The sequence below is a fragment of the Myxococcus sp. AB025B genome, assembly GCF_006518215.1.
GTDB lineage: Bacteria > Myxococcota > Myxococcia > Myxococcales > Myxococcaceae > Myxococcus > Myxococcus fulvus.
Window position 1 is genome coordinate 1 of record NZ_SRLW01000395.1, and the last position, 7,657, is coordinate 7,657.

Annotated in this window: 7 protein-coding genes; 3 read left to right on the forward strand and 4 right to left on the reverse strand. The window is 69.7% G+C overall.

The annotated features are described in order from the left end of the window. Positions 1 to 282: 282 nt before the first annotated feature. A complete protein-coding gene (locus FL311_RS38840) occupies positions 283 to 897 on the forward strand; it encodes a DUF4142 domain-containing protein (protein ID WP_228557369.1) in 615 nt (204 codons plus the stop codon). A 61-nt stretch (positions 898 to 958) separates the two neighbouring features. Continuing rightward, a complete protein-coding gene (locus FL311_RS38845) occupies positions 959 to 1,237 on the forward strand; it encodes a hypothetical protein (protein WP_141332695.1) in 279 nt (92 codons plus the stop codon). Between the two features lie 74 nt (positions 1,238 to 1,311). On the opposite strand, the gene FL311_RS38850 is transcribed toward FL311_RS38845, so the two are convergent. After that, entirely contained in the window at positions 1,312 to 3,345 is a 2,034-nt protein-coding gene (locus FL311_RS38850) for a S9 family peptidase (RefSeq protein WP_194869554.1), read from the reverse strand. Positions 3,346 to 3,567: 222 nt separating this feature from the next. On the opposite strand from FL311_RS38850, the gene FL311_RS38855 reads away from it, so the two are divergent. Further along, positions 3,568 to 4,188: a DsbA family protein gene (locus FL311_RS38855; protein ID WP_141332697.1), complete on the forward strand. Its 621-nt coding sequence runs from the start codon at positions 3,568 to 3,570 to the stop codon at positions 4,186 to 4,188. Positions 4,189 to 4,218: 30 nt separating this feature from the next. Here FL311_RS38855 and fliB read toward each other — a convergent pair whose 3' ends face one another. From fliB to FL311_RS38870, 3 genes are all read right to left on the reverse strand, one after another. Beyond that, entirely contained in the window at positions 4,219 to 5,589 is a 1,371-nt protein-coding gene (gene fliB, locus FL311_RS38860) for a flagellin lysine-N-methylase (RefSeq protein ID WP_141332698.1), read from the reverse strand. 13 nt (positions 5,590 to 5,602) lie between these two features. Next, a complete protein-coding gene (locus tag FL311_RS38865) occupies positions 5,603 to 5,836 on the reverse strand; it encodes a ClpX C4-type zinc finger protein (RefSeq protein ID WP_141332699.1) in 234 nt (77 codons plus the stop codon). A gap of 18 nt (positions 5,837 to 5,854) precedes the next feature. Further along, on the reverse strand, positions 5,855 to 7,657 hold a 1,803-nt coding region (locus FL311_RS38870), incomplete at its 5' end, for an Hsp70 family protein (protein WP_141332700.1).

A 7,657-nucleotide genomic window follows, 5' to 3' on the forward strand; every position in this document is an offset into this window, starting at 1 on the left:
CAGCGTCGCATGCGACAGCGACAGCACCCTCTTGGCGTGCAGGTCCTGCTCGAACAAGCTCTCCAGGAACGCCCGCACCTGCTCTTCGTTGATGGCCACCTTGCGTACCAGCATGACCTCTCCTCTTGCTCTCCACCACTCCGCCTCGCACGCGACCACCTGGTAGGCGGCTGGCAAGCCGCTCGCTCAAATGCGGGGATCGCTCAGGGCCTTGCCCTCGCGGTCTCCCTGTTCACCGGTGGCGCGGCGCTCGCGCAGAGCGGCGCGTCGGCGGCGCCCGCCATGAAGCCCTCGACGACGCAGAAGGGCATGGCCGAGTACCGCGGCTTCATGGCCCCCACCGATGAGAAGGCCCTGCTGGAGCGGCTGCACTACGCCAACCAGCAGGAAATCCAGGCGGGCCAGCTCGCGCAGAAGAACTCCCAGAACGCCGAGGTGCGCTCCTTTGGCGAGATGATGGTCAAGGACCACACCGCCATGGACGAGAAGCTCATGGCCTATGCGAAGAGCAAGGGCCTGAAGCTCTCGGACATGCCCAAGGCCATGAACGACGTGGAGAAGAAGATGATGGCCCAGGACAAGGCCACGATGGAGGAGCTGACCGTCCTCCAGGGCGCGCCCTTCGACTCCTGTTACATGGCGGCCCAGGTGGGCGACCATGACGCCGTGCTCGGCAAGGTGCTCGCCGCGCGGCAGGGCATGCCCTCGGCCAGTCCCGAGCTGACGGCGATGTTCACCGAGCTCACCCAGAAGGTCCCCGCCCATCGCGAGCAGGCCTGGCAGATTCTGGGCAAGCTGGATGACGGCATGGCCGTGGGCGGCTCCGGCGCCTCGCCCGCTCCGGCTGGCAACAAGGACCACGCGGGCCACGGCGACATGGGGACGAAGAAGAACTAGTCCCGCACGCCGCTCCGAGGGCTATTCCAGGACGTCACTGGGTGCGGTAGGACACCACGACATGTCCATCCGAACCCTCGCAGTGACGACCCTGGTGGCGCTCGGAGCGGTGCTCACCGGCTGCTCCAGCAACGCCGACACCATCTGTGACCTCCGCAAGGAGTGCTTCCCGGGCAGCGACGACACGGGCAAGTGCGCGGACCGCATCAACGACTGGGTCGACGACCGGGACTCCGACGAGCGGCGCGAGCGCGTGGCCGAGTGTGCCGACTGCATCTCCGACCGGAGCTGTTCGGAGTACCTGGAGCACTGCATCGACGAGTGCTTCGTCGTCCCCTGAGGCACCCCTGACATGGAAGGGCCCCTCGCGCGATGTTCCGCGCGAAGGGCCCCTGGGACGACTTCAGGCGTGGGCTAGTTGCGCGTCCACTGGTCCAGCCAGCCGAGCACCTCGTCGTGCCACTGCAGGCTGTTGGCGGGGCGCAGCACCCAGTGGTTCTCCTCCGGGAAGTAGAGCAGCTTGGAGGGGATGCCGCGGCGCTGGAGCGCGGTGAACGTACCCAGGCCCTGCGTCTCCACGACGCGGAAGTCCTGGCCGCCGTGAATCACCATCATCGGCGTCTTCCACTTGCCCACGTGCTCGATGGGGCTGTGCTTGCGGTAGCCCTCCGGGTTCTCCCAGGGCGTGCCCTTGTGCTCCCACTCCGGGAACCACAGCTCCTCGGTGTCGAAGTAGCCCATGCGCTCATCCAGGATGCCGTCGTGGTTGACCAGGCACTTGAAGCCGTCCGCCCAGTTGCCGGCAATCCAGTTGATCATGTACCCGCCGTAGCTGGCGCCCAGCGCGCACTTCTTCTCCTTGGAGATGAACGGGTAGCGCTGCAGCGCGGCGGCCAGGCCCTTCTGCAAATCCTCGAGCGGCTTGCCGCCCCAGTCGTCGCGGATGGCGTCGGTGAAGGCCTGCCCGTAGCCGGTGGAGCCGTGGAAGTCGACCATGACCGCCACGTAGCCGCGACCCGCGTACACCTGCGGGTTCCATCGGTAGTGGAAGTGGTTGCCGAACGAGCCCTGCGGGCCGCCGTGGATGAGGAAGGCCAGCGGGTACTGGCGCTTCGGGTCGAAGTCGACCGGCTTCACCACGTAGGCGCGCACCGTCTCGTTGTTCCAGCCCGGGAACTCGAACTGCTCGAAGGCGCCGAAGCGCACGCGCGCGAGCGTGTCCTGGTTCACCTGGGTGAGCTGCTTGGTACCCGTGCCGTCCTGGTTCATGACGAACAGGTCCGCGGGCGAGTCCAGGTCATCGTGCACGTAGACCAGGCGGTTGCCGGCGGCCGGCTGCGGCGAGTCGTCGGTGCCGTCCTTGGTGAGCTGCCGCACCTTGCCCGAGGCCACGTCCAGCGCGAACAGGGGCTGCTGGCCGATGTGGCCCGCGGTGGCGAACAGCGTCTTGCTGTCGGGGCTCCAGGCGAGGCCGCCAGCGGAGCGATCCCAATCCTCGGCGAGCACGCGCTCCTGGCCGCCGGGCCACGCGCGCACGATGACGCGGTAGCGGTCCGCCTCGTAGCCGGGGCGGGACATGGCCAGGTACGCGAGCGACTTGCCGTCCGGGCTGAAGACGGGGCTGGTGTCGGTGGCGCGGTTCTTCTCGGTGAGCTTGCGCGGCCTGGCCTTCCCGTCGATGGGGGAGACGAAGAGGTCCAAATCCGTGGACCAGGACTCGGTGCGGCCCACGTCGCGCGCGGTGAAGACGACGCTCTTGCTGTCGGGCGTGAAGGTGTACTCCTCCGGTCCGCCGAAGGGCTTGGTGGGGCCGTCCGCGTCCATGCCCTTCATCAGGTCCACGGGCGTGCCGCCGGCCACGGGGACGACGAAGATGTGCGAGCGGCGGCCGTCCTTCCACGTGTCCCAGTGACGCGCGAAGAGCTTGTCGTAGGTGCGGCCGGTGGCCTTGCGCTTGGAGCGCTCCGCCTCACGCTGGGTGTTGCAGTCGAGACCAGCGCAGTCGGGGAACACCTCCATGGACACGGCCAGCCGCGCGCCGTCCGGGGACAGGCGGAAGGTGCCGACGTCCAGGGGGAGCTTCGTCACCTGGGTGGGCTCGCCGCCGTCGATGGGCAGGCGCCACACCTGGGAGGAGCCGCCGCGCGAGGACAGGAAGAAGAGGCTCTTGCCGTCCGGGGCCCAGGTGGGGTCCGAGTCCGCGTCCGGGTGCGAGGTGAGCTGGCGCGGGGCGCTCCCGTCGACGCCGACGAGCCACAAGTCCGTGCGGCCGCGGTTGGCCTCCAGGTCCGTGGAGCGCAGGACGTAGGCGACCTGGGTCCCGTCGGGAGAGACGCGCGGGTTGCTCAGCCGGCGCATCGAAATCATGTCGTGGTGGTTGAACGGCTGGGTCTTGGCCGGCGCCGGGGTGGCGGCGAGGGCCAGGGCCGCGACAAGCGACAGCGGCAAGGTGTCCTCCTGGGGTGGGCCCGCGCGCGTCCATCCAGGCGAGCGCTCGGGCGGGGTTTTCAGGGGTGGACCGTGCCCGCTCCTCCGGGCGCTGTCCACCTCGGGACGTCGGAACATGCGAGGGGCGCCCGTATGCCCGGCGCGTCATGGAAAGTGGCGGGTCGGGACTTCCCGGGAGCGGAAGCCATGACGTGACGCGCCAGTCCGGTTAGTGAGAGGGGCATGAGCCCACCCGTCAGCGTGCGTGTCTGGTCCGACTTCGTGTGTCCCTGGTGCTACGTCGGTCTCCAGGAGGTCAAGAAGCTCCAGCAGGAGTTCGACATCCAGGTGGACTGGCAGCCCTTCTTCCTGCGCCCGGAGACGCCGCCGGAGGGGCTGCCCCTGCCCGCGCACATCCGCGAGAAGATGAAGGACCCGAACAACCCCCTCAAGCTCCGCGCGGCGCAGGCGGGGCTGAAGATGGTGGACCGGGACGTGATTCCTTCCACGCAGCGGGCGCACCAGGCCACGGAGTACGCGAGGACGCAGGGCAAGCTGGAGCCGTACCACGCGGCCATCCTGCGCCGGTACTGGAGCGAGGGTCAGGACCTCTGGCAGTGGGAGACGCTGCGGGGCGCGGCCGAGGAGGTGGGGCTGGACGCGGACGCGCTCCAGCGCGCGGTGGAGGGGGGCGAGTTCGCGAAGGTGGTGGAGGACGCGGTGCGCGCGGCGCAGGAGCTGGGCGTCAGCGCGGTGCCCACGTTCGTGCTGGGTGAGCGCTTCGGCATCCAGGGCGCGCAGGACTACGCCGTGTTCAAGCAGGCGATGGAGCGGCTGGGGGCGAAGCCTCGCGCGACGACGTGAGGTGGGCGCGGGGTGACTCGCGCTCGCCGGCTACACGCCCTGGAGCAGCACGAGCATGCGCGGGAGCGAGTCGGGTCCCGCGCCACCGGAGAGCCCCTGCGCAAGGCTGTGCAGCTCCGGTGATTGTTCCAGGTGCTTCGCGCTGAGCTGGAAGCACTCCACCGCCGCGGCGTCGAGGCGCGCACGGGCATCGCTCAGGGATGGGTCTTCACACAGCGCGACGACCTCGGGATGACCGAACAGCGCCCAGCGCAGCATCGCGGCGCGCAGGGTCAGCTTGAAGATGGAGTCCATCACCGAGGGGCTGTCGGTGAAGGGGTTGCGCAGCCAGTGGTTCACCGCGTGGTGACGGAAGTACTGCTCGATGCGCTCGCCGAGCACGGGCTCCAGCCGGGCGCGTCGCTCGGAGTACAGGGCCCAGACGTCGTCCGGCGCGGCGCTCGCGCCACCGTAGGACGCCTGGATGGCGCGGGCCCATGCCTGGAACCGCGCGCCACGGACGCCATCGATGCGCGCGCGCAGCACCGTGCCGCAGATGCCAGCCCACGGTCCGCCGGGCAGTCGCACCGAGGACACCATCGCGTGCAGTGCGTCCAGCGTCGACGGTGCCTCGAAGTCAGAGAGCGTCGAGATGAGCAGCGCATCCGCCGCCCGAGTTCCTTCGATGCCGGCGGGTGACGTCAGCGTGGCATCCCTCATACCTGGACGCTCGGCATCGACCGGAGTCCCCGTGCGCAGTGCCTCGCCGCCCTCCCCCGCGAACGCCTCCGTCCCGCGGAAGTAGAAGGCCCCGAGCCGCCGGGCCAGCTCCCCCAGCATGAACAGCCGCGAGGCATACGGGTACTCGCGTCGCTCCAGGATGCGCAGCGCCACCTCGCGCACCCGCGCCGCATGCCACGTCCACGCGTCGGCCGCGTCCTCTCCGCCCAGCGCTCGCGCCAGCTCGGGCCGAGCCGCGAGCGACGCGTCCACCGGCACGGGCTCCAGCGCGTCCTCCGCGAGCAGGCACAGGCGCACGACCTCCGGGCAACCGAACGAGCCCGTCACCTCCAGCCGCCCTGCCCTGCGCGTGGCCACGCGCGGGAACACCGCGCACGCATCCGGCAACACCGCCTCGCCATACGCGCGATGCAACGAGCACAACCTCCGGGCATCGAGGAACGAGCACAGCCCGTCCTCGCGCTTCGCGATGTACGCGGCCTCCGCGCCCACGCCACTGCCCGGGTCGGGCAGCACGAGCGCCTCGACCCGCGCCGCGTCCGGTCCTCCCGCCACGGCGTCGCGCAGCACCTTCCACCGCGCGTCGCTCACCGGCACCACGAGCCCCGCGCAGCACGTGTCCTCACACGTGTCCGCGAGGCACTGGAAGCGCGTCAGATACCGGGGAGCCGTGGCGGACATGGACCTTTCGAGCTCAGGCGTCGTCCGAGCCGCCCCGCAGCCCCACCGCGTCACCCGACACGGGCGGCGCGGTGACGGCGAAGGCCTCGCGGTCCAGCGTCGCGAACAACCGCACCACACACGCATCACAGATGGCGGCGCTCCCCATGCCCGCCTGCAGCCGCCCCACCTGATGCGCCAAGGCGCCGCAGAACGAGCAGCGCCGCCGGGCCGGCGTGGGCTGATTCGAGACGTACGGTCCTTTCATCTCCCCATTCCTCACAGGCTACTTCCGGCCCAGCGCCTTCTTCACGAAGCCCCAGAATCCGCCCGCGCGCTCCTTCAGGTCCGCGCCACGACGCTCCTCGGCGGCCTTCACCGACTCCTTGCTCACCTGCAGCTGCTTCTGCAGCTCCTCCGGCGAGTAGCGCGTGGCCAGCGTGGCCTTCACTTCCTTGCGCGTGGAGTACTCGCGCGCCTCGACGTGCAGCACGCACTCCGAATCGAGCTTGATGGTGACGGCCACGCGCACCGAGCCCTTCGGCCCTCGGGGCAGGCCCTCGATGCGCACGGTGCCCAGGTACTCGTTGGCGGAGATGTGATTGTCCTCGCCCTGGAAGATGGACAGCTCGAGGACCTCCTCGTTGTCCTTCGACGTGCTCAGCGCGAACGAGCGCTGCGCGGGCAGCGGGCTGTTGCGCTCGATGACGCGCTTGAAGGCGCCACCGGGCATCGCGATGCCCACCGTCATGGGCAGCACGTCGATGAGCACCACGCTGCTCACCTTGTCCACCGAGCCCGAGTACAGCGCCGCGCCCAGCGCCACGGCCTCGTCCGCGTTGACGCTCGCCTGCGGCCCCTTGCCGAACAGGCCCTTGAGCTTGTCGCGCACCAGCGGCATGCGGCTCATGCCGCCCACGAGGATGATGTCGTCCACCTCGGCCGCCTTCAGCTTCGCGTCCAGGAGCACGTCGCGCACAACGTCCACGGTGCGGCCGAGCAGCGGGTCGCAGATCTTCTCCAGCTCCTGCCGCGTCATCACCACACGCAAATCCCGAGGCCGCCCCGAGTCATCCATCATCAACATCGGGATGTGGACCTCGAAGCTGGCGCGCTCGGAGAGGGCCATCTTCGCGCGCTCGGCGGCGTCGCTCACGCGGGACAGCGCGATGCCGTCGCCGTTGAACGCCAGGCCCTCCTTCTCCTGGAAGCGCTTGAGCAGGAAGTCGACGATGAGGTTGTCGAAGTCGATACCGCCCAGGAAGATGTCGCCGCCGGTGCCGAGCACCTCGAAGACGTTCTTCTCGATCTTCAGGATGGTGGCGTCGAAGGTACCGCCGCCCAGGTCGTAGACGAGGACGCGCTTGTTGAGCTCGCGGTTGAGGCCGTAGGCGAGCGCCGCGGAGGTGGGCTCGTTGAGGATGCGCTCCACCTTGAGGCCCGCGAGGATGCCGGACTTGCGCACGGCCTCACGCTGCGGCTCGGAGTAGTACGCGGGCACCGTCACCACCGCGCGCTCCACCTTCTGGTTGAGGTGGGCCTCCGCCATCTCCTTGCACTCGCGGAGGATGATGGCCTGCACCTCCTCGAGCGAGAGCACGCTGTCCATCAGCCGCACGGCGGCGCGGCCCGCCGCGTCCGGGACGATGTCGTAGTGGAAGCGCTCGCGGACCTGGTTCACCACGGCGCTGTCGTAGGGCCGGCCCACCAGTCGCTTCGCGCCGTAGATGGTGTGCTGGGGGCGCAGCACCAGCTGGTTCTTCGCGCGGTGGCTGACGAGCAGCTTGTTCTGCGCGTTGAGCGAGATGACCGACGGAATCGTGTTGTAGCCCTCGCGCGAGCGCAGCACGACCGGGCGGCCGTTGGACAGGAGCGCCACGCACGAGTTGGTGGTGCCCAGGTCGATGCCGATGACGGGCCCCGTGCCGGCGATCTGCGGAGGCGGCGGGAGGAAGACCGTCCTGGGCAGACCCCGCTCGTCGAGCGCGGGCGCGACGGGCGCGGCCTTGGGGGCGGCCGGCGTCAGCACCGTGGGAGTCCCCACCGGCTCGGGAGCCCTGGGGGCCTCGCGGCGCACGTTGGGCAGTGA